Here is a 21,399-nt window from a genome sequence, read left to right as displayed (position 1 = left end):
CCAGCCCGCTCCGGCGCGAGCCGGGGCGGGGGTTATTCATCCTCCGCCCGCTTGTCCGGTACATCCAGGCACTGATAGCGCGGCTGAGAGAGCTGGTCGCGCATCGCCGAGGACACCGGCAGGCTTTGGTTCATATCAATGATGCGCGATTCTAGCCGGGCGGCAATCAGCACGTGTCGTCCGTCATGCAAATCGTGCACGCAAAGACATCGTCGCCCTTTTCCTGCCCCGAACTGGCGGCCCAGCGGCGCAGCACCCCGGGCCCCCACGGCCCGGGCCCCGTATGCCGGCGGACTGCGTCGATTGCGCAACGATCCCGAGCCGCCTGACATTACACCAGCGGCAGCGTCGCGCCGCCTGTTCGTTCAGACGCCGGTCACCCGGGCGAGAAACGTCAGGCACTGTTCCAGCTGCGCGCAGTCGACATACTCATCCGCCTTGTGCGCCTGCGCGATCGAACCCGGCCCGCATACAATGGCCGGGATGCCGGCCTGCTGAAACAGTCCGGCTTCGGTACCGAACGCCAGAGAATGGAAGGCTGTTTGCCCGGCGGCGGCGGCGCAGCGCTGCTTTATCTCATCCAGCGAGGCGTTATCCTGCAGACCGGGATAAGCGCTCTGCGCCTCCAGGCGAATATCCGCCTGGCCGGACACCCGGCGCATTTCCGGCACCAGCCGGCGACGGGCGAAATGCGCCAGTTCATCCGCCAGCAAATGGTGATCGCTGCCAGGCAGCGGTCGGATCTCAAAATCAAACTCGCAGCGATCCGGCACCACGTTGACCGCCGTACCGCCGCGCACCGTGCCGGTCTGCACCGTCGACCAGGGCGGATCGTAACTCGCATCGCCGGCGTCGCGGCGCCAGTCGCGGCCGCGCTGACGTAAAAACATCATCAGTTCCGCCGCGTATTCGATCGCATTCACCCCCAGCTGCGGCTGGGACGAGTGGGCCGCCTGCCCCTGCACGCAGCAGCGCCAGGCGCTTTTGCCTTTGTGCGCGCTAGCCAGGCGCATCAGCGTCGGCTCGCCGATAATGCAGCCGGTCGGCTTCGCGGCATCCTGCTCCAGTTGCTGCAATAAACCGCGCACGCCGACGCAGCCGATTTCCTCATCGTAACTGATGGCGATATGCACCGGCTGCGCATCGGCGCCGCGCGTCGCCTGAACAAAGCGCGGCACCAGCGCCAGCACGCAGGCGATAAAGCCTTTCATATCAGCCGTGCCGCGGCCGTAAAGACGATCGTCCCGCCGCGTCAGCGTAAAGGGATCGCTGCGCCACGGCTGGTCGGCTACCGGCACCACGTCCGAGTGGCCGGAAAGACAAATACCGCCCCGATCCTGCGGCCCGATAGTGGCATACAGATTGGCCCGCTGCCAATCCTCGCTATAAACCCGGCGGGCGTGGATACCGTAGCCGGCCAGATAATCTTCCACATAATCAATCAGCGCCAGATTGGACTGCCGGCTAAGCGTGGGAAAACCGATCAGCTCGGACAGGATATCAACGGCGGTAGTCATAACGGCGGTCCTCAGGATTGTACGGCGATAACATCGATTCCCACGGCCATTCCGGGCGGGCAATCATCAGGCCGGCCGAAACCGGTCCCCACCCTTCAGCCCGCGGCCCATGAGGTTACGGACCGTTTTGCGATAGCGCGCGTCCGTCGGGCCGACGGTGATTTGGTAAATATCTTCCAGCTTACCGCCGGACTCTTCAAGCGGCATTTTGATGTTGGCCATCGCCCGTTCGGACTGGGCCGCCGCCAGTCGCGGTAGCCGGCTGCCGGCCGGCCGCGAAAACAGATGTTGCAATCCGCCAGGGAAAAAAGATAATCAATTCAGATTGCTGACCAGACCGCCGACAGGGATACGCCGCGCGACACCGGCCTGCGCCAGGCGACACGCCGCGGCGAAGGCCGACATGATGATAAAACGCAGGCGCTCCGCCGACGGCGCCGCCGGATAAAAAGGATGAATCATGACACTTGACCGAAAAGTAGTCAGCATACTGCTTGTGTCGATCTGCCGGTTGCTGACGGGCATACGCGCGCGCTGGCAATCGCCGCCCGATTTACGACGTCCGACCATTTTTTACGCCAATCACAGCAGCCATCTCGACGGTCTGGTTATTTGGTCGAGCATGCCCGCCTCGCTGCGCGACGTCGTGCATCCGGTCGCCGCCGCCGATTACTGGCTGAAATCGCCGCTGCGCCGCTACCTGGCGCTGCGCGTCTTTCAGGCCGTTTTGGTGGAGCGGCGGCGCGCAAACGCGGACGCGCCGGGCGATGATAAGCGCGATCCACTGCTCTCGCTGCGCCTGGCGCTGGAAGAAGGCCAGTCGCTGATCCTGTTTCCCGAAGGCACCCGCGGCGACGGCAACGAGCTGCAGAATTTCAAAAGCGGCCTGTACCATCTGACGCAGCAATTTCCCGACGTTCAACTGGTGCCGGTGTGGCTGGAAAATCTGAACCGGGTGTTGCCTAAAGGTTCTCGTCTGGTGGTGCCGATCATTTGCCGCGCCACCTTCGGCGCGCCGCTCGACGCGCCCGCGGCCGATGAAAGCAAAACGGCTTTTTTGCAACGGGCTCGATCCGCGCTGGAGGCGCTCTCTTCATGACCATCTGGGACAACGAGATGAAATGGCTGCTGTGCGGCCTGTTCGGCATACTGATTTTCGCCAGCGTCGTCGGCTATCTGCTGTCGCTGAAAAAGCAAAACGCCACCATCGCCAATCTGAACGCTCGCATCCGCGCCTGGTGGGCGATGTGTATTATCGCCATCGTGGCGATTTTGATCGGCCAGATTGGCTCGCTAGTGCTGTTCGCCCTGATGTCTTTCTATGCCCTGCGAGAATGCATTACCCTGACGCCAACCCAGCGCGGCGACCATGAAGCGCTGTTCTGGTGTTTCTTTATTATCCTGCCCCTGCAGTATGTGTTGATCGGCATCGAGTGGTACGGCGTGTTCGTTATTATGCTGCCGGTTTACGCGTCGCTGTTTTTGCCGGCGCGCATCGCGCTGGCCGGCGATACGCGCAACTTTCTCGAACGCGCGGCGAAAATTCAGTGGAGCATGATGATCGCCGTATACTGCGTCAGCCATATCCCCGCGCTGCTGATGCTGGATATTCCCGGCTATGAAAATCAGAACGCCAAACTGCTGCTGTTTTTGATGATCGTGGTTCAAATTTCCGACGTCCTGCAGTATGTGTTCGGCAAGCTATGGGGCAAACATCCTATCGTGCCGAAGGTCAGCCCGAACAAGACGCGCGAAGGCTTTATCGGCGGTATTCTGTCCGCCAGCCTGGTCGGTATGGGGCTGTACTGGATCACCCCCTTTAGCTGGTGGCAGGCGCTGCTGATCTCGCTGCTGATTACCCTGCTCGGCTTCCTGGGCGGCCTGTGCATGTCGGCGATCAAACGCGATCAGGGCGTCAAAGACTTCGGCGCCATGCTGGAAGGCCATGGCGGCATGATGGATCGCATCGACTCGCTGTGCTTCGCCGCGCCGGTGTTTTTTCACGTGGTGCGCTTTTATTACACCTGATGCGCCGGACGGACGTCGCCCCGGCAGTACAGCGGCGGCGGCTTCCAGCGCGCTGACGCGGTCCGCTTGACGAATGTCCGTATCTTTACAATAGTCAACGGAATAGTATGACGGCCCCCGACGCAACGTCCGGGCCAACGAACTGATGGGACGGAGTAATAGAGATGGGCAAAGCCGGCAACGCGTTTATCGGGTTCTTTTATTTGCTGCTCGCGCTGTGCGCAGTCAGCCTCAGTCTCTCTCCGGTCCAGGCGGAATCGCTGTCGCAACAGGCGCAGTCCGCGCCCTCGGCCAGCGAACAGGCCAGCAGTCTGGCCGATTTGCAAAAGCAGCTGGATGCGTTAAAGCAGCAAATCTCCAGCGCGCAGAGCGACAGCCAACTGGTGAACCTGAGTCAGCTTAATCAGACGCTGCTGGCCGACGCCGACACGCTGCGCGCCTCGCTGTATGAACAACAGGCGACGATCACCACTCAGCTCAACGTGCTGGGGCCGGCGCAGGATAACGCGGTAGTGCAGGAAACCCGGGAGGTCGTGGCGCGCCGCAACAACCTGACCCGGCAAAAGGAGCAGATTGAAAAACAGATTGAGCACGCCAGCGCCATTTACAGCAACGCCGAATCGCTCGCCGTACAAATATCCAACCTGCGCCGAAATAATCTGAAAACTCAGCTGGCCCTGAATAGCGGCAGTATGCTGGATGTGGATTTCTGGCGGCCGCTGGTCTCGCCCGTCGCCCAGGATCAACAAAAAATCAGCCGCTTTGCCCAGCAGGCGCTGCAGGGCTGGTCATCCGCCTGGCAGCCCGACTGGCGGCTGGGCAGCGCAGTCTTTCTGCTGCTGGCCGTCGGCTGCCTTTATACCCGACGCCATCTGGAAAACGCGCTGGCGCATATGTGCATCACCCTGTTGCCAGAGGGGCGGCTGCGGCGCAGCGGCTACGCCACCGGCATTCTGTGCATCACCATGCTAAGCTGGAGTATCGCCGGCAGCCTCGTCGGCTATACGTTTAGCCGCGCGCCGGACGTTTCCGACGCCTTCGCGTCGTTTGTCGACGACTGGGAGCGGCTGTGCCGCTTTTCCGCTATGCTGGCGGGCCTGGGCCGCGCATTTTTATCCAATCAACGCCCCTCCTGGCGTCTGTCGAACATGGCTTCGCCGCTGGCCGAGGCGCTGCGCTCATTCCCGCCGCTGATCGCCGGCATCGTCCTGCTCTTCGGCAGCCTTGAGCAGCTCAACAGCGCGGCCGGCACCAGCGTTTCGGCCAGCGTGGTGGTCAGCGCGCTGTCGGCGCTGTCGATCGCCCTGACGGCGGGTATCATCACCCGGCGCAGCAACCAAATCCGCAAGCAGATGATCGCCCGAGGCGAGCGGACGGAAAGCCGCTCCACGCTGGCCGGATTAATGCATCTGGCGACCATTCTGACGGCGCTGGCGGTACTGTTCTCGCTGCTGTTCGGCTACATATCGCTGGCCCGCTTTCTGACCTATGAGTTCGTCTGGGTAGGACTGGTGCTTTCCTGTCTGTATCTGTTCATCCATCTGTGGAACGATATCTGCGAGAGCGCCTTTGACCAGAACAACCGCTGCGGCAAAAGTATTCAGGAAACGCTGCGCCTGCACGAACGCCACCTGGCGCAGATCGCCACGCTGTTGTCGGCCACCGGCAAGACCGTGCTGATCCTGTTCGCGCTGGTGGCGCTGCTGAACGGTACCTTTGGTTCAACCACGCCGCTGCAGTTGCTGCAGAAAGCCGTTGAAATCTGGGGCGGCGACGGACTGGGCAAACTGAATATCGTACCGGCCAATTTACTGAATGCGTTGGTCATTCTGGTGGTCGGCATCTATTTGCTGCGCACCGCCCGTCGCTGGCTGGAGCAAGAGTTTCTGCCCAAAACCATGATGGACAAAGGGATGCGCGTGTCGCTGACCACCCTGTTCGCCAACATCGGCTACGTGTCCATCGCGCTCGCCACCCTGTCGACGCTGGGCGTGCAGTGGAATAACCTCGCCTGGATCGTCAGCGCCTTGTCCGTGGGCATCGGCTTCGGGCTGCAGGAAATTGTGAAGAACTTTATTTCCGGCATTATCCTGCTGACCGAGCGGCCGGTGAAGGTCGGCGATCTGGTCAGCATCAGCGGCATTGAGGGCGATATTCGCCGCATCAACGTGCGGGCGACCGAGATCCAGCTGACTGACCGTTCGACGGTGATCGTACCCAACTCGCAGTTTATTTCCCAGAACGTGCGCAATGCCACCATGGGCAACGCTCAGGGGGTGGTCACCATTCCGCTGACCTTTCCGCTCGATATCGACCCGGAGCAGGTGCGCGATCTGCTGCTGACCATCTACCGGGAAAATGAATCGGTGCTGGAAGCGCCCGCGCCGTCGGTCACCTTCAGCCAGCTCAGCGCGCAAGGCATTATGCTGAGCGTGACCGGCTACGTCGCCAGCCCGCGGGTAGTCAGCAATACGCGCAGCGATCTGCTGTTCGAGATCCTGCGCGCGCTGCGCGTCGCCAACATCGCCCTGTCCAGCCCGCAAAAAATGATCATCGAAAAAGAAGCGCCGGAAGCCTGACGCCTCGTCCGCTCAGACCGGCTTGATCGACCGGTGCAGCGCGCCGGCATGACTGCCGCCTTCCGCCTTGTCGAAAACGGTCGGATCGCCCGGCTGCTCCAGCTCATGCAAAATGCCGCAGTCGCGCGTGGTGCGCAGCGCGCTGCAGCTGTGCGATAGTTCGCTGAGCTGCTGCTCTAACGCCTGCAGTTCGGCGATTTTATTCTGCACGTGGATCAGATGCTGGTCGATCACCGCATTAATCGACTCGCAGCTGGCGTTGGGATCGCTGCGGGCGGTCAGCAGCGCGCGAATTTCCTCATGCGCCATATCCAGCGCCCGACAGCGACGGATAAACGTCAGCCGTTCCAGGTGGGAACGGTCGTAGCGGCGGTAGTTGTTATCAGGATCACGATGCGCCGCCGGCAGCAACCCCTCTCTCTCGTAATAGCGGATCGTTTCCGGCAGACACCCGGCCTGACCGGCCAGCTCACCGATTTTCATGTTGCCTCCGTTTTCTGTTTGACCCTGTAGTTACTACAAGGTGTTTAATAACGCAGAGAAGAGCAACTGCGGAAGAACGCCATGACGACATCATCGAAAAAATTCTCGTTCAGCAAGCCCCCGATTCAGCCGCTTGCCCCCGACAACCCGGCGCCCGTGGGCCACGCGCCCAATAATCATGGCAGAGCCGACTGCTGCGCGCCAGAGGTAAAAACCGCGCCGTTACCGCTGCCGCCTCCGGAGAACACGCCAGAGGGCGTGCGCAGCGCCATCCGTATTCAGCAGATGGACTGCCCGGTCGAAGAGGCGGTGTTGCGCACCGCCCTCGGCGCGCTGCCGGGCGTACGCCGGATGGAATTTAACCTGCTGCAGCGGGTGCTGACGGTAACCCATGACGGCGACGCGCTGCCGGCCATTCTGGCGGCGATCCGCACGTCAGGCTTTGAGCCGGAAACCGCCGACGGCGATCGTACAGCCGGCGCAACGCGCGTCTGGCGCACATGGCTGACCTTTGGCTCCGCCGCCCTCGCCGCCATCGGCGCGGAAGTCACCCACTTCGCCGGCCTGCCGGCGGCGGTTCCGGCCGTGCTGGCGCTCATCGCCATCGCCGTCTGCGGGCTAAGCACCTATAAAAAAGGCTGGATCGCCGTGCGCCAGGGAAACCTGAATATCAATGCGCTGATGAGCATAGCGGTGACTGGCGCAATCGTTCTGGGACAGTGGCCTGAAGCGGCGATGGTGATGGTATTGTTCACGCTGGCCGAAGCCATAGAAGCCAAATCGCTCGATCGGGCGCGTCAGGCCATTTCAGGACTGATGGCGCTAACGCCCGACACGGCCAGCGTCAAACAGCCTGACGGACGCTGGCTGGAGGTTGATGCGCGCGAGGTTGCGCCCGGCAGCGTGGCCCGGGTGCGGCCTGGCGAACGCATCGCGCTGGACGGCGAAATCCTGTCTGGTTACTCGAGCATCAACCAGTCGCCGATCACCGGCGAAAGCCTGCCGGTAGATAAGGCCGCCGGCGACGCGATTTTTGCCGGCACGATCAATCTGTCCGGCACGCTGGAGTACCGGGTCAGCGCGGCGGCGACCCGCTCTACGCTGGCCAGAATCATTCAGGCGGTGGAGCAGGCGCAGGTCGCGCGCGCGCCGATGCAGCGTTTTATCGACCGCTTCGCCCGCATCTACACGCCCGCCGTGCTGGTTATCGCGCTGGCGGTCGCCGCCCTGCCGCCGCTGCTGCTGGACGGCGACTGGCGGACGTGGATCTATAAGGCGCTGGTATTGCTGGTGATCGCCTGTCCGTGCGCGCTGGTGATCTCCACGCCGGTGACCATCGTCAGCGGGCTGACGAGCGCCGCCCGCCGCGGCATTCTGATTAAAGGCGGCGCTTATCTGGAAAAAGGACGCAAACTGACCAGTCTGGCGCTGGACAAAACCGGCACGCTGACCAGCGGCAAGCCGCGCCAGACCGACGCCATCATCCTGCCGGGTATTGATGCCGGACGAGCGTGCCAGCTGGCGCGCAGTCTGGCCGGCGCCTCCGACCATCCGGTATCACAAGCCATCGCCCAGGCGCCCGACAACCAGAGCCGGCCCGCCCTGCCCGTCGCCGCGCTGCAGGCGCACGTCGGCCGCGGCGTCAGCGCCACGATTGACGGCGAGCGTTACTGGCTCGGCAACCGACGCATGGCGCAAGAGGCGACGCTCATGACCGATGAATTGGCCGCGCGCCTCACGACGCTTGAACAGCAGGGTAAAACGGCGGTGCTGCTGGCCAGCGCGTCGCGCGCGCTGGCGCTGTTCGCCGTCGCCGATACAGTGAAACCGGCCAGTCTGGCGGCCATCGCCGACCTGCAGCGGCTGGGCGTCGCCACCGTAATGTTAACCGGCGATAACCCCCACGCCGCCCGTGCTATCGCCGGCCAACTCGGCATCGACGAGGTGTGGGACAGCCTGCTGCCGGAAGATAAACTGAAACAGATCGAGCGTCTGAGCGCGCACGGCGTGACCGGGATGGCCGGCGACGGCATCAACGATGCGCCGGCGCTGGCGCGCGCCGATATCGGCTTCGCCATGGGCGCGATGGGCACGGATTCTGCGATAGAAACCGCCGACGTCGCGTTAATGGATGACGATTTGGGCAAAATTCCGGCGTTTATCCGTCTGTCGCAGCGTACGCACCGCGTACTGCTGCAAAATATCGTCATGGCTCTCGGCATCAAGGCGGCCTTTCTGCTGCTGACGCTGGCGGGCGCCGGCACCATGTGGATGGCGGTATTCGCCGATACCGGCGCCAGCCTGCTGGTTATCGCCAACGGTTTGCGCCTGCTGCGCCGCCCGCGGCCGGATCAGCCATAGCGCGGCGGGCGCTTCTCAGTCGCGCGTTCTCTGCTACTATACCAGTGGACTGAGGGTTGCGCCCGCCGCCGGCAGCCTGTGCGCCGGCCGTCGCGGATTGTCGGGTAAAACGGTTTTTATCCATGCGAAAATGATACAGAGGCAAACGCCGGGCAAAGCAGATGTTCAGCTGCTTGATGGGCGTAACGCCGGTACGGGCTGATGGCCGACGGTAGCGGCGCTGTTTTTTTACTTTTATATGAGGTCAGGGAGTATGCGTTATCTGTTGGTTATGCTTTTCACTCTGGCGCTGGCCGGCTGCAGCACATCGCGTCCCGATCCGAGCGGATTTCAGGATACGCCGCCGAGCCGGCTGATGCGTTATCAAAACACGCCGTCCACGCCCTATGCCACGCTGGTGGTGCTGCGGGATAAAGGCTGGATGGCCGGCCCGTGCCGCATCGGCGTCTATATCGACGATCAGTTTGCCGGTTCGCTGAGCAGCGCGGAAAAAGCGACGTTTCGGCTGCCGGCCGGCTCGCATAGCCTAAGCCTCGGCCAGGACGGCTTTCAGGACAACACCTGCGTGTGGCGCGATGCCGACGCGCGCCTGACCCAGACGCTGCAGGCCGGAGAAACCCGCCTGCTGCGCATCAGCGGCCAGGTGGGACAGGGCTTCACGCTGCGCCCTGACGCCGCGCGCTGAATTTATCGCCCGCCGGCGTCATGCTGTCGCGCTCAACCGCCGGCGGTGCGAATCTCCAGCCGCGCCGACGGCATGACGCCGGCTGAAATAGCGGCGCGCCGTTATTTCAGCACGCGCGCTTTACAGCTTTTTCCCTTGATCTTCCCCTGCTGTAAATGCTGCAGAGCCCGACGGGCGCTGGCGCGGCGAATCGCCACGCAGGCATGCTGCGCGAACAGATCGATCTTGCCCACTTCGGCGGCGCTCAGCCCGCCCTCGCCGGTCAGCGCGCCCAGAATATCGCCCGGCCGAATCTTCGCTTTTCGTCCGCCATCGATCGACAGCGTCACCATCTCCGGCTCCGGCAACGGCGGCGCCTGGCGGTTCAGCGCGGAAAGCGGCAGCCAGTTCACCTGCAGCGACAGATAATCTTCCAGCGCATGAACCCGGCCCATTTCCTGCGGCGTGCACAGGCTCAACGCCCGCCCCTGGGTGCCGGCCCGCCCGGTGCGGCCGATACGGTGCACATGCACCTCCGGATCAAACGCCAGTTCAAAGTTCACCACCAGCGCCAGATCCTTAATATCCAGACCGCGCGCCGCCACATCGGTCGCGACGAGCACCCGACAGCTGCCGTTGGCAAAACGCACCAGCACGCTATCGCGTTCGCGCTGTTCCAGATCGCCATGCAGCGCCAGCGCGCTGAGCCCCTGCGCGGTCAGGGTCTGACAAATATTTTGGCAATCGCGCCGGGTATTGCAAAAAATCACGCAGGACGCAGGCTGATAGTGATTCAGCGCGGTCAGCAGCAGCGGCAGACGCTGTTCGCGATCGGTTTCCAGAAACAGTTGCTCAATTTCCGGCAGGTCGGCCGTTTCGGAAATCTCGACGCGCAGCGGGTCGCGCTGGACGCGCGCGCTGATATGCTCAATGCCGTCCGGATAGGTGGCGGAAAACAGCAGCGTCTGGCGCGAGGCCGGCGTACAGTCAATCACCTGGTCGATATCATCGGCAAAGCCCATATCCAGCATACGATCGGCCTCATCCAGCACCAGCACCTTCAGACTGTCCAGCCGCAGCGAGTTTTTACGCAGGTGATCCTGAATACGCCCCGGCGTGCCGACCACGATATGCGGCGCGTGCGCCAGTGAGTCAAGCTGCGGACCGATCGGCTGGCCGCCGCACAGCGTCAGAATCTTCACGTTGCGGGCGAAACGCGCCAGCCGGCGCAGTTCCTTGCTCACCTGATCGGCCAGCTCGCGCGTCGGACACAACACCAGCGCCTGGGTGAAGAACGCCGTGGGCTCGATTTTATCCAGCAGCCCGATACCGAACGCCGCGGTTTTACCGCTGCCGGTCTGGGCGCGGGCGCGAACGTCCCGACCGGCCAGGATCGCCGGCAGCGCGGCGGCCTGAACCGGCGTCATATGGCTATAGCCCAGTTCGCTCAGGTTGGTTAACTGCCCGGCGGGTAAAGAGAGAGAAGAAAAAGAATGTGTGCTCACGGCGGTTACTCATATCTATAGGGGGCGGCGTCCATCGGGCGATCGACGCAAAACGGCCGTCATGATAGCAGAACCGGCCGCCATAAGCCCGCGCAATAGCGACGCGGCGGCGGCCGGTTGCGCACAGGTTATCCGGCCTGAACCGCGCTTTTACCGCGCGCGCTAAAACGGTTGGCGAACAGCGTGATGCCGCAGGTCAGCAAAACGGTCACCGCCATGACGCACAGCATCGCCAGCGCGTTATTCGAGACAAAGGGCGACGCGAAGGCCGGCACATAGGCCACCCCTTTAATATTGAAAAAACCGACCAGCATACCGCCGAAACCGGCCGACAGAATCGCGCCGCCGAACACAATGCGGTTGGCGAACATAAATGGATAGGCGGACTCGACAAAGGTGCCGAACCCGAGATTAATTAGCAAACCCGGCGCGGCGACCGCCGCCTCGCTTTTTTCACGCGGCGCGATCACATTGGCCAGGTTAATGCCGGCAGCCACCATCACCAGGCCGATCATGTCGATCGCGCCGAGAAAACTCACCCCGCTTTTCTCCATTTCCAGCAGCACCAGCGGCAAAATCACCGCGTGATACACGCCGCCCAGTATGGCGGGCCAGATCACCAGGCCGGCCAGCAGTCCGGCCAGCACCGGGTTAAACGCCAGCACCGTCTCAATGCCCAGCTTCACGTAGTTGCCCAGCAGCAGGGTAAACGGGTTGAGCAGATAGTACATCAGCAGACCGGCCAGCAGGCCGGAGATCCCGCCGGCCACAATATTCACCGTGGTGATGGGAAAGCGCCAGCTCAGGCACAGGCTAAAAAGGTAGCGTACCAGTATCCCGGCGGTGATACCGCTGATAATACCGCCGATCAGGCCTCCTTCGACCGCCAGCACGCCGGCCAGCACGCCGGCGACGATGGATACCTCATCCAGCTCCGCAATCTGGCGCGCGGCGATCACCGCCACAATCACCGGCAGCCCTTTCAGCAACAGCTCGAACACCGTATTGAGCGGCTGCAGACCGGGAATATGGCTGAGCGCCAGCACGATAGCCATGGCGATAAAGCCCGGCAGCGCCGGCAATAAAATGCCGCGGATATTAATACGCTGCCAGATCGTCTTGCCGGACTGCGCCGCCGGCGCGCCGGCCGGGCTGCTGCCGAGCAGCGGCGTGTATTTAACGCGCCAGAATTTAGCCAGCGAAGCCACGAAAGAGACGGCGCGGGTGCGGTTGCTTGACCCCATGGTGCCGGACACCGCGACAACGTTGGCGCCGAGCGATGAGATAGTCGCCATCGCGGTGCCGCCGGTACCGACCAGCGGCAGACGCGCGGCCGCGGCCGCCTGAATCGCCAGTTGGTTGCAGCCCTGCGGCGCGGCGCTCATAACCATCAGCGCGTCGATCTCGCCCCGTTGAATCTGCTGCGCAATGCGTTGGTCATGGTGCGCCGCGGCGTCATTGACCTCCGCCAGCGTGGCTTGATATTGCGCCGCGATCCCCGCTTCGCCCAACGTATACAGCGTCGCCGGCGTCTGCCCGCTGGCTGAATCCATCGACTCCGCGGCCGCAATAAACTGTACCGCGGCGATATGAAAGCCGGCCGACTGGCACTGCACGCTAATTTCATGCAGCAGCTTTTCCGGCTCCGCACCGCCCAGATTAAATAAATTGCCGCCGCTGCTGCCCAGAATGGCGATGTTTTTCACTGTAATCCCCTGAAATTTTTTATTGTTAACAAAAATAATCCCAGAGGCGCGCCGACCGGTCAACGTTCGCCCCCTCGTTATTGATTATTCTAATCATTACAAAGTTTACTATTAAGTTTATCACTAACCAGAGCGCCCGATCTCAGCGTTAAGCCAGCGCCATTATCGGACCGAACGGTTTGCGGCGCGGCGCCGATATCCGGCCACCGGGATTAATCGTTACGGCGCAGAAAATCAATCGATTGCGGCCGGGCGATACGCCGGTAATCCTCAGTGTTTAGCACGATCGAACGCTCAAGGGAGCCGGCGTTAAACGCCAGTTCATCGAAGCGACTGAACAGAAAAGGATCGGCGACCAGCAGCAAATCGGGATGAAAACTAAACGGCGGGATGGCGCCGAACACGCACTGCGTCAGATCCGTCACCTCGCGCGGGCTGGCAAGCGAAGCCCGCGTGCCGCCCAGGCCCTGCGCCAGACGGCTTAAATCGGCCTGGCAATCGCCCGGCAGTACCGCCAGCACATGCCGACGCACGCCGTTGCCCTTCACGTGACACACCAGCGCTTTAGCCCCCTGCCCCGGCTGCGTGCCGCGCAGTCGCGCCACCTCGGCCGAACGCCCGGCGCTGTCGTGATCGACGACCCGAAAACGCGCCTGACCCGACGTTAACAGCTGATGCAATTTTTCGAACACATTCTGCTGCGCCATCTGGATAGCTCCCAAAGAATATATTACATAACAACGAGATATAAATAAAATACGCCGACGGGTTCGTACAGGCAACCGCACGCGCGCCGCGGCGGGCCAACGGCGTATCGCGACTTACGCTTTTTAATGCTATTCCTGACGATATCCTGATGAAGATGTCTTGATATTTACCCGTTATCCAGCGTAGATTGAGCGCCGATCCCACCATGAGCCGACTGCCGCGCGCCGCTCATGACCACGGGGTGGCGAACCTCGCACGGATGTCACCTCATTCCATAACGAACGCACAAACGGGATCGTTGCTGGCGTGTTTGCTCCTGGAGAGTATAACGGTGAAATATTTTTTAATGGCTATGTCATTCGGCTTGTTTCTGTGGGTTGGAACTTTCATGCTGATGGTGGAATAAGCCGGCAGCGCGTTTGTTGCAGCCCGGCGCGCCGGCGAAGGCGAACGATCTGACGCACGCGCCAGAATCGACCAACGAACCGACAGTACCGCGCCGGCAATGGGCTGAAAGCAACCGCTTTCAGCCCATTTTTATTACAGCGACGGCGCCGATGGCGGCAGGCTGCTCATAGGTCCATGTATCCCGCCCGGCCGCCGCCGGGTCGCCCCTGCCCCTGGGTCCGGCCGCAACCGGCCCGTTAGCGCGCCAACAAACTGAGCGCGCCGCCCAGCGCCAGCCAGGGCCCGAAAGGCCGCGCCTGCCCGCCGAAAACCCGTCGACCGCGCCCCAGCAACGCAGCGCCGATGCCGGCCGATGCGGCAATCAACACCAGCAGCGGCAGCGCCTGCCAGCCCAACCAGGCGCCCAGCGCCGCCAGCAGTTTGGCATCGCCATAGCCCAGACCGTCCCTGCCGGTCAACAGCCGGGCCCCGCGCAACAGCCCCCAAAACGCCAGGTAGCCAGCCATCGCTCCGCTCACCGCCTGGCCCAACGGCACAAACGCCCCGACCAGATTAAAACTGAGCCCGATCCACAGCAGCGGCACGGTGAGGATATCAGGCAGCAGCATCGTTCTGGCGTCCACCACCGCCAGCAGCAAAAGAAAAGACAGTAAGATCCAACTCCCGAGCAGCGCTACGCCGGGCGGTCGATGCCATGCCGCGGCCAGGAATAGCGCCATGCCCAGCGCGGCCAACAGCAAATGGCAAGAGGTTACCGGGTGGAGGAACGTGACCGCTTCGCTTTGCGATGGCGGATGGCGCCGGCCAGTCTCCGCTTGTGCGCGCGTTTGCGCCGCCGCGCCGCGCTGGGCGCAGAATACGATGTCCGCTTGTCTGACGCAGGCTTCGCCGCCGGCTAACGGCGGACGACAGGCTTCTTGCCGCCGCTGCCGTTCCAGCCGCGTCGACAAACGGCAAGCCACTTCACTCAACCCAAGACCCGCGATCAACCCGAACGCGGCAACCGCCGTTAACCACAGCGCCGGAAACTGCGCGCTGAACAAGATAAATGACATCATGTCCGATCCCTGTCGTTCACATCGCAATAACGCCAGGTATGGCACAACCGGCCGGTCGGATCGACGCCTGCCGGCGAGCGGACGCCTAATCCGCGCAACGCGCCGCAGCGCGCCCTGCCGCGGCGGCGCGTTGCGGATTAAATGCTGAATACGGCAGGCAAAACGCCAAAAGCGGCGGCCGGCGCGCAATGCGCCAGTCGTCGGGGAAAACAAAGCGTGCCGGCAAAGTCGCCGCCTGATGTTTCGCCCGCCTCGCCTGAATAAATCAGCGGCGGATTAGGGTGTGTCCCTTAACCTCTCTGCATACCAAAAAGTGATGCAGTAATCATTTCCGGAATGTGATTTTGGCTTGAGTATTGAGCATTTTTAGGACTGTTTTTATCGCTTAAAGGCGTTTTTGCACAGTTATAACAATGCTGTACCGTACAAAAAACAGTTACGGGACACACCCTACGGGCGCGAAATAGCCCGCAGGGATAACGCAGGAAACCGATCAGGTTCGGGCTGAAGGCGCCAGAGTCCTGGCCAGGAAGCCCGCCGCCAGATCGGCGCCCCGCTGCGAAATGGTATGGCCCAGATTCGGCAAAACGTGGCTTTCCAGCGCGACGCCCGCCTCGCTCAGTACCGCGGCGGCCTGGCGGGTTTCGACTACCGGGATCACCGCATCCTCTTCGCCGTGGACCAACAGCACCTGCGTGGTTAACGATGGCGTATAGGGGGCGGGCGACGCCAGACGCCCGGAAAAGGCCACGACGGCGCCGACCGGCCAGCGGCCGGAAACCAGCGCATCCAGCGACATGATGGACCCCTGGGAAAAGCCGACCAGCGCCACCCGTTCCAGCTGTTCGCTCAAGCCATGCTCGGCGATGATTTCGCCGATCGTTCGGTCGAAATCGCCGCGGGCGGCGACCACGCGCGCGGCGCGATTACCCTCGGTGACGCCGGCGATGCTAAACCACTGGTAACCGGCGCCATGTTCAAACGGCAGCGGCGCATTGGGTGAAACAAAGTCCGTATCCGGCAGACTGTGCCGCCACAGACGGCCCAGCCCAGCCAGATCGTCCCCATTGCTGCCCACGCCGTGCAGTAAAATAACCAGATTTCTGTTCATAGCAACCTCGCTCCGTGTTGTCGGCCCGATGCGCTCAGCGAGCGCGCTGACCGAATGACGCAGGTTTTAACGCACAGGCGCCGTCGCCGACTAACGCCAGTACCACCAGCCCGACGATCCAGAACGCCGGAAACTCCCAGCCGCCGTTAGGGTTGTTGAAGAAGAAACCCGCCGCGCCGTGCACGGTGAAGATAGTGCCCAGCAGCAGGGGGATCAACGCAAGCGCCGCCAGACGCGACCAGACGCCAAGGATCAGCGCCAGCGCTCCGACCACTTCCCAGACGATGGTGACATAGGCCAGCCAGCCGGGTAGACCGATAGAGGAGAAAAACCCGGCGGTGCCGGCCGGAGTAAAGACAAAAATCTTCAAACCGGCGTGAGCCAAAAACAGAATGCCCAGCGACAGGCGCAGCAGTAATGCAGCATAGGGAGCAGTGCGTGTATCAATCATAGTCATGTTCCTTAAAGAGTGATGGTGATCATGAAATGAATACTACACTTCTTCTTTCCTGAAGATTATCCCGTAATACAGAGGATGTTTATTTCCATTTTGGAAGCAATCACCAACCCTGATCCCAGTCGGGCTGGCCGTTATAGCGCTGCACCAGAAAATCCACCAGCGCCCGAACCTTGTGCGCCAGATGACGGGCCGGCGGATAGAGCGCATAGAGCCCCATTGCTTCCCCTTCCCAACCGGGCAACACCGGCCGTACGCCGCCGGCGCGGAAATAACGTCCGGCAATAAAGCTGGGCACCCGGGCGATGCCCAGGCCGGCCGCGGCGGCCATCATGCAGGCTTCGGCGTTGGAAAAATTCACCCGGCCGGCGACCGCCACCTGGAATGGCGTACCGCCCTGCCTCTGGCGAAACTGCCAGTTGACCGGATCGTGAAAGTTGGTATCGATAATACAGTCGTGCTCCGCCAGTTGGTGCGGCGTGGCCGGTTCGCCGCGCCGCGCCAGATAATCGGGCGCCGCGGCCAGCACAATGCGCACATCGCACAGCTTGCGGGCGATCAGACGGCTATCGCTCAGCTTGCCGATACGAATCGCCACGTCGAAACCTTCATCCACCAGGCTGACCACCCGATCGGAAAAACTGACGTCCAGCTGAATGGCGGGATAACTGCGGGCAAAATCGATCAATACCGGCGTCAACTGGACCGAGCCGAATGAAATAGGCGACGTCACCCGCAGACGACCCGCCGGCGTGCCCGCCACATTGCGCACTGAAGCATCGAGCATATCAAACTCATCGAGCAGAATTTTCACCCGCTCGTAATAAGCCTGACCGACTTCCGTAGGCGACAGCGCCCGGGTGGTGCGTTTAATCAGTTGAACGCCGAGCAGAGATTCGAGCCGGGAAACCAGCTTCGACGCCTGACCGCTGCTGGTGCCTAACCGCAAAGCGGCGGCGGCGAAGCTGCCGCTTTCCAGCACCGCCACCAGCATACGATCGCATTCCAGTCGTTCCATCACGCCAGCCCGCTATTGAATTGATGACAAAAAAACCCCGGCGCGGCGGCCGGGGCGAGGAGACGGGATTAACCTGCCGTGGAGAGTTTGCCGTGCGCCGCTTTGGCCGGCGCCAGTATCCCATCGGCACGGAACATGGCTTTTATACCGCGTACCGCCTGACGGATGCGATCCTGATTTTCGATCAGCGCGAAGCGCACGTGCGTATCGCCATAGTCGCCGAAACCGATGCCCGGAGAAACGCACACTTTGGCTTCCGCCAGCAGGCGTTTGGCGAATTCGAGCGAGCCCATGTGCGCGTAAGCTTCAGGAATTTTGGCCCACACATACATGGAGGCCTTCGGCATTTCCACCATCCAGCCAGCCTCGTGCAGCCCGCGCACCAGCACGTTGCGCCGCTGGCGATACTGTTCGGCGATATCGCGCACGCACTGCTGATCGCCTTCCAGCGCGGCAATGGCGGCCACCTGCAGCGGAGTAAAGGTGCCGTAATCGTGGTAGCTCTTAATTCGCGCCAGCGCGTTGACCAGTTCGGGATTGCCCACCATAAAGCCAATGCGCCAGCCGGCCATGTTATAGCTCTTGGACAGGGTGAAAAACTCCACCGCGATATCCTTGGCGCCCGGCACCTGCATAATCGAGGGCGCCTGCCAGCCGTCATAAACAATGTCGGCATAGGCCAGATCGTGCACCACCAGCACGCCATACTGCTTCGCCAGCTCCACCACCCGTTCAAAGAAATCCAGCTCGACGCACTGCGCGGTCGGGTTCGACGGGAAGCCGAGGATCATCATCTTCGGCTTGGGAATGCTTTCGCGGATGGCCCGTTCCAGTTCATTAAAGAAATCCACGCCTTCGACCAGCGGCACCGAACGCACCTGTGCGCCGGCGATTACCGCGCCATAGATATGGATCGGATAGCTGGGGTTAGGCACCAGCACGGTGTCGCCGTGATCCAGCGTGGCCAGCATCAAATGCGCCAGCCCCTCTTTCGAGCCGATGGTCACAATAGCTTCTTTTTCCGGATCGATCTCGACCTTGTAGCGGTCGGCATACCAGCGGGAAATCGCCCGACGCAGGCGCGGAATGCCGCGCGACGTGGAGTAGCCGTGCGTATCTTCACGCTGCGCCACAGTACACAATTTTTCTACGATATGCGGCGGCGTGGGGCCGTCAGGATTACCCATACTAAAGTCAATAATGTCTTCGCCACGGCGACGGGCGGCCATTTTGAGTTCAGAGGTAATGTTAAAAACATAAGGGGGAAGACGATCGATGCGCGTGAAGTGACGCGGAGTATGGGAATCAGTCATAGTATCCTCGGAATAACGTGAGCGCCCGGACCGTCCGAGCGACGTAACGACCCGCAGTGCGGGTCTTCTTTCACGTTATCCCAGCGCCAGGACGCTGTCGAGTGAGAAATAAAAAATTTCACAGCCCGACCGGACTTAACTGCCGCGACGCAGGGCTGACGTAAGCGCGGTCCGGCCGATAAGCGAGGGGAAAAACCTGCGCCGACGCAGGGGTATCTGTTATGCTTTGTGTTTTTCCAACGCCACAAGGAGGTGAATATGGCTCTGCGTAAAGACAATACGCTCCTGCACACCCTGCCCCCCCGAATTTTCGATATAACATCCTGCCTGCGGGCCATAAGATTCGGCTGGATCGCCTGCATTCTGTCCGGCGCTCTGACGCTGTTTTTCATCTTCGCCAGCGTACTGACCGAGTCGGCCAGCGCGTTTTTTGGCGGCATGTTTACTCTTTTTGCACTGGTCGACGTCGCCATTTTGCTTGCGCTGGCCGCCTTTATTTACCGCAAAAGCCGCATCGCGGCGATCCTCGCGCTAGTCTATTATCTGATTAATAGGTACATCATGGGCTGCATGCCCACATCCCTGTTCAACGCCGCGGTTATGGTTTATTTTTTAGTCAGTTATATCAGCGCCATCAGAGGCACGTTTCTCTGGCATAAAGAGTATAAACCTTCGACGAAACAGGAATAACAGCGCGGAACAGGATTCCGTCGAGAGCGATACGGCAGACGAAACGGACCTGCGTATCGCTCTCGACGGAAGGCGTGGAAACCAGCGCAACTCAGCGCGACGGCGGGCGACGCCGATTTTTCACGCCCGCGGCATACGTCGGATACGGCGGAGAGTTATCGCTCCGTCAGCACCAGTTCATTACTGCCCAGACGCTGAGTACGCTCAAGCGCCGCCATCACGTTATCGCAGGCGCTCTGCGCCGCTTCCGCCAGGCTATGGCCGGCCAGCAGATAACCGGTCAGCGTCGCGCTGAACATATCGCCGGTGCCTTTCGGCGTCGCGTCGATACGCGGATGGGACAAAACCTCCACCCCGGCGCGGCTGACCAGCACGACCCGCATTTCCGCGGCGCTGGCGGCGTCCGGCGCGGCGCTGGTGACCACCACCCACTGCGTTTTGCCCTGCAGCAGCGTTTTCGCCGCCGCAATCACGCTATCCAGCCCGGACAGCGCGCAGCCGGTCAGGCTCTGCAGCTCAAAACAGTTGGGCGTCATACCGTGGGCCAGCGGCAACAGCTGTTGCTGATAGGCCTGCACCATGCCTGGCTTAACGTAGATGCCGCTGTCGTAGTCGCCGATAACCGGATCAATGAAAATCTGGATCGACGGCAGATCCGCGGCAATCTCCCGCAGCCAGCCGGACAGAATCTCCGCCTGCTGCGGACCGCCCATGTAGCCGACCAGGACCGCTCGCGTGTGCGCCAGCGCCTGACGTTCACGCAGACCGCGCAAATAGCCGGCGAACCAGTCGGCCGGAATGGCGCCGCCGTGAATGGTGGGATAATGCGGGGTATTGCTGAATACCACCGTGGGTACCGCCGCGACGCTGAGCCCCAGCTTTTGCAGCGTGGGAATGGCCGCATTATTACCGACGCAACCGTAAACCACCTGCGACTGTATGGACACCACATCAATAGGCAGCGGCGTTAAAACATCTGTCATGACATACTCCAGTAACTAATTATCGCGGGAAGCAGCATGCTGCCCCCGACCTTCACAACCATCCAGCCAGCCGCCTATCGCCTGACGCGCGGCGGTCACCAGCGCAGCACCGCTCTGCCGCGCCTGACGGCGGATCTCGCGCGGATCAATCCCCGCCTGACTCAATTCGCAGGTATGACCGACCAGCCACTGCTCTATCCGGCTGGTATCGGCCTCCAGATGAAACTGCAGCGCCAGCACGCTATCGCCGACGCTAAACGCCTGATTTTGACAGACCGGGGTTCCGGCAAGCCGTCGCGCGCCGGCCGGAATGGCAAACCGGTCGCCATGCCAGTGCAGCACCGACGTATCGCTCAGCGCGGATAAACAAGAATTTTTCCCCGCCTCCGTCAGCTCCAGCGCGGAGAAACCGATCTCTTTCACGCCGAGAGAGTCCACCTCCGCCCCGAGCGCGCGGGCAATCATCTGCGCCCCCAGGCAAATCCCCAGCAGCGGCTTGCCGTTGCCCAAACGACGACGCACCGCGGCCAGTTCGTCCGGCAGAAAGGGGTAGGTCTCGTCATCCAACACTGCGCTCAGCGGCGCGCCGAGCACCACCATCAGATCAGGACGCGCCACATCCAGCGCGCTTAAATCCTCAAGGGAGGCATCCACATAGCGGATTTCATAACCGCGTTGTTGCAACAGCGGCGCCAGCGTCCCCAGATCCTCAAAGTGTACATGCCGAATAGCAATAACCGATTTCATACTCTCCCCCTTACAATTTGCGCCAGTCAGCCCGCCGCGAATCGCGCGTCTGTGTCCGAACGA

21 protein-coding genes are annotated in these 21,399 nt (G+C 61.7%); 6 read left to right on the top strand and 15 right to left on the bottom strand.

Annotated elements, in window-relative coordinates; genetic code table 11:
* Nucleotides 1–32 precede the first annotated feature (32 nt).
* From FJU30_RS26865 to FJU30_RS26855, 4 genes are all read right to left on the bottom strand, one after another.
* Nucleotides 33–200 carry a hypothetical protein gene (locus FJU30_RS26865; protein ID WP_191091614.1) on the bottom strand — a complete coding sequence of 56 codons (168 nt, stop codon included), beginning with the start codon at nt 198–200 and terminating at the stop codon, nt 33–35.
* Nucleotides 201–365: 165 nt separating this feature from the next.
* Nucleotides 366–1,517, bottom strand: coding sequence for an acetylornithine deacetylase (gene argE / locus FJU30_RS14920; RefSeq protein WP_150435765.1), 1,152 nt, complete (start codon nt 1,515–1,517; stop codon nt 366–368).
* 66 nt (nt 1,518–1,583) lie between these two features.
* Nucleotides 1,584–1,739, bottom strand: coding sequence for a hypothetical protein (locus FJU30_RS26860; RefSeq protein WP_191091613.1), 156 nt, complete (start codon nt 1,737–1,739; stop codon nt 1,584–1,586).
* Nucleotides 1,740–1,832: 93 nt separating this feature from the next.
* Complete coding sequence (locus FJU30_RS26855; RefSeq protein ID WP_191091612.1) at nt 1,833–1,979, bottom strand: hypothetical protein; 147 nt, start codon at nt 1,977–1,979, stop codon at nt 1,833–1,835.
* On the opposite strand from FJU30_RS26855, the gene FJU30_RS14915 reads away from it, so the two are divergent.
* The 3 genes from FJU30_RS14915 (at nt 1,978) to FJU30_RS14905 (ending at nt 6,124) form a co-directional block, all read left to right on the top strand.
* The gene (locus FJU30_RS14915) at nt 1,978–2,616 is read left to right on the top strand and encodes a lysophospholipid acyltransferase family protein (RefSeq protein ID WP_150435764.1); all 639 of its coding nucleotides are present in this window, start codon (nt 1,978–1,980) and stop codon (nt 2,614–2,616) included. The genes FJU30_RS26855 and FJU30_RS14915 overlap by 2 nt on opposite strands.
* Nucleotides 2,613–3,545, top strand: coding sequence for a phosphatidate cytidylyltransferase (locus tag FJU30_RS14910; protein ID WP_150435763.1), 933 nt, complete (start codon nt 2,613–2,615; stop codon nt 3,543–3,545). The genes FJU30_RS14915 and FJU30_RS14910 overlap by 4 nt, the downstream gene beginning before the upstream one ends.
* Before the next feature lie 164 nt (nt 3,546–3,709).
* Complete coding sequence (locus tag FJU30_RS14905; RefSeq protein ID WP_150435762.1) at nt 3,710–6,124, top strand: DUF3772 domain-containing protein; 2,415 nt, start codon at nt 3,710–3,712, stop codon at nt 6,122–6,124.
* A 12-nt stretch (nt 6,125–6,136) separates the two neighbouring features.
* Here FJU30_RS14905 and cadR read toward each other — a convergent pair whose 3' ends face one another.
* Nucleotides 6,137–6,607 (bottom strand): Cd(II)/Pb(II)-responsive transcriptional regulator, encoded by a 471-nt coding sequence (gene cadR, locus FJU30_RS14900; RefSeq protein WP_150435761.1) that lies wholly within the window; start codon nt 6,605–6,607, stop codon nt 6,137–6,139.
* An 81-nt stretch (nt 6,608–6,688) separates the two neighbouring features.
* Between cadR and FJU30_RS14895 the strand changes: the two genes are divergently transcribed.
* Nucleotides 6,689–8,968: a heavy metal translocating P-type ATPase gene (locus FJU30_RS14895; RefSeq protein ID WP_150435760.1), complete on the top strand. Its 2,280-nt coding sequence runs from the start codon at nt 6,689–6,691 to the stop codon at nt 8,966–8,968.
* A gap of 253 nt (nt 8,969–9,221) precedes the next feature.
* A complete protein-coding gene (locus FJU30_RS14890; protein WP_150435759.1) occupies nt 9,222–9,653 on the top strand; it encodes a hypothetical protein in 432 nt (143 codons plus the stop codon).
* A 101-nt stretch (nt 9,654–9,754) separates the two neighbouring features.
* Here FJU30_RS14890 and dbpA read toward each other — a convergent pair whose 3' ends face one another.
* The 8 genes from dbpA to alaC all read right to left on the bottom strand — a co-directional run bounded on the left by dbpA (nt 9,755) and on the right by alaC (nt 18,916).
* A complete protein-coding gene (dbpA, locus tag FJU30_RS14885) occupies nt 9,755–11,137 on the bottom strand; it encodes an ATP-dependent RNA helicase DbpA (RefSeq protein ID WP_150435758.1) in 1,383 nt (460 codons plus the stop codon).
* Nucleotides 11,138–11,265: 128 nt separating this feature from the next.
* The gene (locus tag FJU30_RS14880; RefSeq protein WP_150435757.1) at nt 11,266–12,843 is read right to left on the bottom strand and encodes a PTS sugar transporter; all 1,578 of its coding nucleotides are present in this window, start codon (nt 12,841–12,843) and stop codon (nt 11,266–11,268) included.
* A gap of 212 nt (nt 12,844–13,055) precedes the next feature.
* Nucleotides 13,056–13,550, bottom strand: a complete 495-nt coding sequence (locus FJU30_RS14875) for a YbaK/prolyl-tRNA synthetase associated domain-containing protein (protein ID WP_150435756.1) — start codon at nt 13,548–13,550, stop codon at nt 13,056–13,058.
* Between the two features lie 645 nt (nt 13,551–14,195).
* Nucleotides 14,196–15,017: a prepilin peptidase gene (locus tag FJU30_RS27515; protein ID WP_150435755.1), complete on the bottom strand. Its 822-nt coding sequence runs from the start codon at nt 15,015–15,017 to the stop codon at nt 14,196–14,198.
* Between the two features lie 493 nt (nt 15,018–15,510).
* On the bottom strand, nt 15,511–16,128 hold the full coding sequence (locus FJU30_RS14860; RefSeq protein ID WP_150435754.1) for an alpha/beta hydrolase: 618 nt from the start codon (nt 16,126–16,128) through the stop codon (nt 15,511–15,513).
* Between the two features lie 34 nt (nt 16,129–16,162).
* A complete protein-coding gene (locus FJU30_RS14855) occupies nt 16,163–16,579 on the bottom strand; it encodes a DoxX family protein (protein ID WP_150435753.1) in 417 nt (138 codons plus the stop codon).
* 109 nt (nt 16,580–16,688) lie between these two features.
* A complete protein-coding gene (locus tag FJU30_RS14850; RefSeq protein WP_150435752.1) occupies nt 16,689–17,603 on the bottom strand; it encodes a LysR family transcriptional regulator in 915 nt (304 codons plus the stop codon).
* A gap of 68 nt (nt 17,604–17,671) precedes the next feature.
* Complete coding sequence (alaC, locus tag FJU30_RS14845; protein WP_150435751.1) at nt 17,672–18,916, bottom strand: alanine transaminase; 1,245 nt, start codon at nt 18,914–18,916, stop codon at nt 17,672–17,674.
* 258 nt (nt 18,917–19,174) lie between these two features.
* Between alaC and FJU30_RS14840 the strand changes: the two genes are divergently transcribed.
* Nucleotides 19,175–19,606, top strand: a complete 432-nt coding sequence (locus FJU30_RS14840; protein ID WP_150435750.1) for a hypothetical protein — start codon at nt 19,175–19,177, stop codon at nt 19,604–19,606.
* A 155-nt stretch (nt 19,607–19,761) separates the two neighbouring features.
* On the opposite strand, the gene pdxK is transcribed toward FJU30_RS14840, so the two are convergent.
* Together pdxK and FJU30_RS14830 are read right to left on the bottom strand one after the other, a co-directional pair.
* Nucleotides 19,762–20,589 (bottom strand): pyridoxine/pyridoxal/pyridoxamine kinase, encoded by an 828-nt coding sequence (pdxK, locus tag FJU30_RS14835; RefSeq protein WP_150435749.1) that lies wholly within the window; start codon nt 20,587–20,589, stop codon nt 19,762–19,764.
* A gap of 15 nt (nt 20,590–20,604) precedes the next feature.
* Complete coding sequence (locus FJU30_RS14830; RefSeq protein WP_150435748.1) at nt 20,605–21,336, bottom strand: glutamine amidotransferase; 732 nt, start codon at nt 21,334–21,336, stop codon at nt 20,605–20,607.
* Nucleotides 21,337–21,399: the final 63 nt, after the last annotated feature.

The organism is Affinibrenneria salicis (assembly GCF_008710095.1).
This window is presented reverse-complemented; position numbering and strand designations above follow the sequence as displayed.

Excerpts from the sequence above, each read along its gene's own strand:
- argE (WP_150435765.1), bottom strand. The coding sequence starts at position 1,517 with ATGACTACCGCCGTTGATATCCTGTCCGAGCTGATCGGTTTTCCCACG.
- FJU30_RS26860 (WP_191091613.1), bottom strand. The coding sequence starts at position 1,739 with ATGGCCAACATCAAAATGCCGCTTGAAGAGTCCGGCGGTAAGCTGGAA.
- FJU30_RS14915 (WP_150435764.1), top strand. The coding sequence starts at position 1,978 with ATGACACTTGACCGAAAAGTAGTCAGCATACTGCTTGTGTCGATCTGC.
- FJU30_RS26855 (WP_191091612.1), bottom strand. The coding sequence starts at position 1,979 with ATGATTCATCCTTTTTATCCGGCGGCGCCGTCGGCGGAGCGCCTGCGT.
- FJU30_RS14910 (WP_150435763.1), top strand. The coding sequence starts at position 2,613 with ATGACCATCTGGGACAACGAGATGAAATGGCTGCTGTGCGGCCTGTTC.
- FJU30_RS14905 (WP_150435762.1), top strand. The coding sequence starts at position 3,710 with ATGGGCAAAGCCGGCAACGCGTTTATCGGGTTCTTTTATTTGCTGCTC.
- cadR (WP_150435761.1), bottom strand. The coding sequence starts at position 6,607 with ATGAAAATCGGTGAGCTGGCCGGTCAGGCCGGGTGTCTGCCGGAAACG.
- FJU30_RS14895 (WP_150435760.1), top strand. The coding sequence starts at position 6,689 with ATGACGACATCATCGAAAAAATTCTCGTTCAGCAAGCCCCCGATTCAG.
- FJU30_RS14890 (WP_150435759.1), top strand. The coding sequence starts at position 9,222 with ATGCGTTATCTGTTGGTTATGCTTTTCACTCTGGCGCTGGCCGGCTGC.
- FJU30_RS14875 (WP_150435756.1), bottom strand. The coding sequence starts at position 13,550 with ATGGCGCAGCAGAATGTGTTCGAAAAATTGCATCAGCTGTTAACGTCG.
- FJU30_RS27515 (WP_150435755.1), bottom strand. The coding sequence starts at position 15,017 with ATGATGTCATTTATCTTGTTCAGCGCGCAGTTTCCGGCGCTGTGGTTA.
- FJU30_RS14860 (WP_150435754.1), bottom strand. The coding sequence starts at position 16,128 with ATGAACAGAAATCTGGTTATTTTACTGCACGGCGTGGGCAGCAATGGG.
- FJU30_RS14855 (WP_150435753.1), bottom strand. The coding sequence starts at position 16,579 with ATGATTGATACACGCACTGCTCCCTATGCTGCATTACTGCTGCGCCTG.
- FJU30_RS14850 (WP_150435752.1), bottom strand. The coding sequence starts at position 17,603 with ATGGAACGACTGGAATGCGATCGTATGCTGGTGGCGGTGCTGGAAAGC.
- alaC (WP_150435751.1), bottom strand. The coding sequence starts at position 18,916 with ATGACTGATTCCCATACTCCGCGTCACTTCACGCGCATCGATCGTCTT.
- FJU30_RS14840 (WP_150435750.1), top strand. The coding sequence starts at position 19,175 with ATGGCTCTGCGTAAAGACAATACGCTCCTGCACACCCTGCCCCCCCGA.
- pdxK (WP_150435749.1), bottom strand. The coding sequence starts at position 20,589 with ATGACAGATGTTTTAACGCCGCTGCCTATTGATGTGGTGTCCATACAG.
- FJU30_RS14830 (WP_150435748.1), bottom strand. The coding sequence starts at position 21,336 with ATGAAATCGGTTATTGCTATTCGGCATGTACACTTTGAGGATCTGGGG.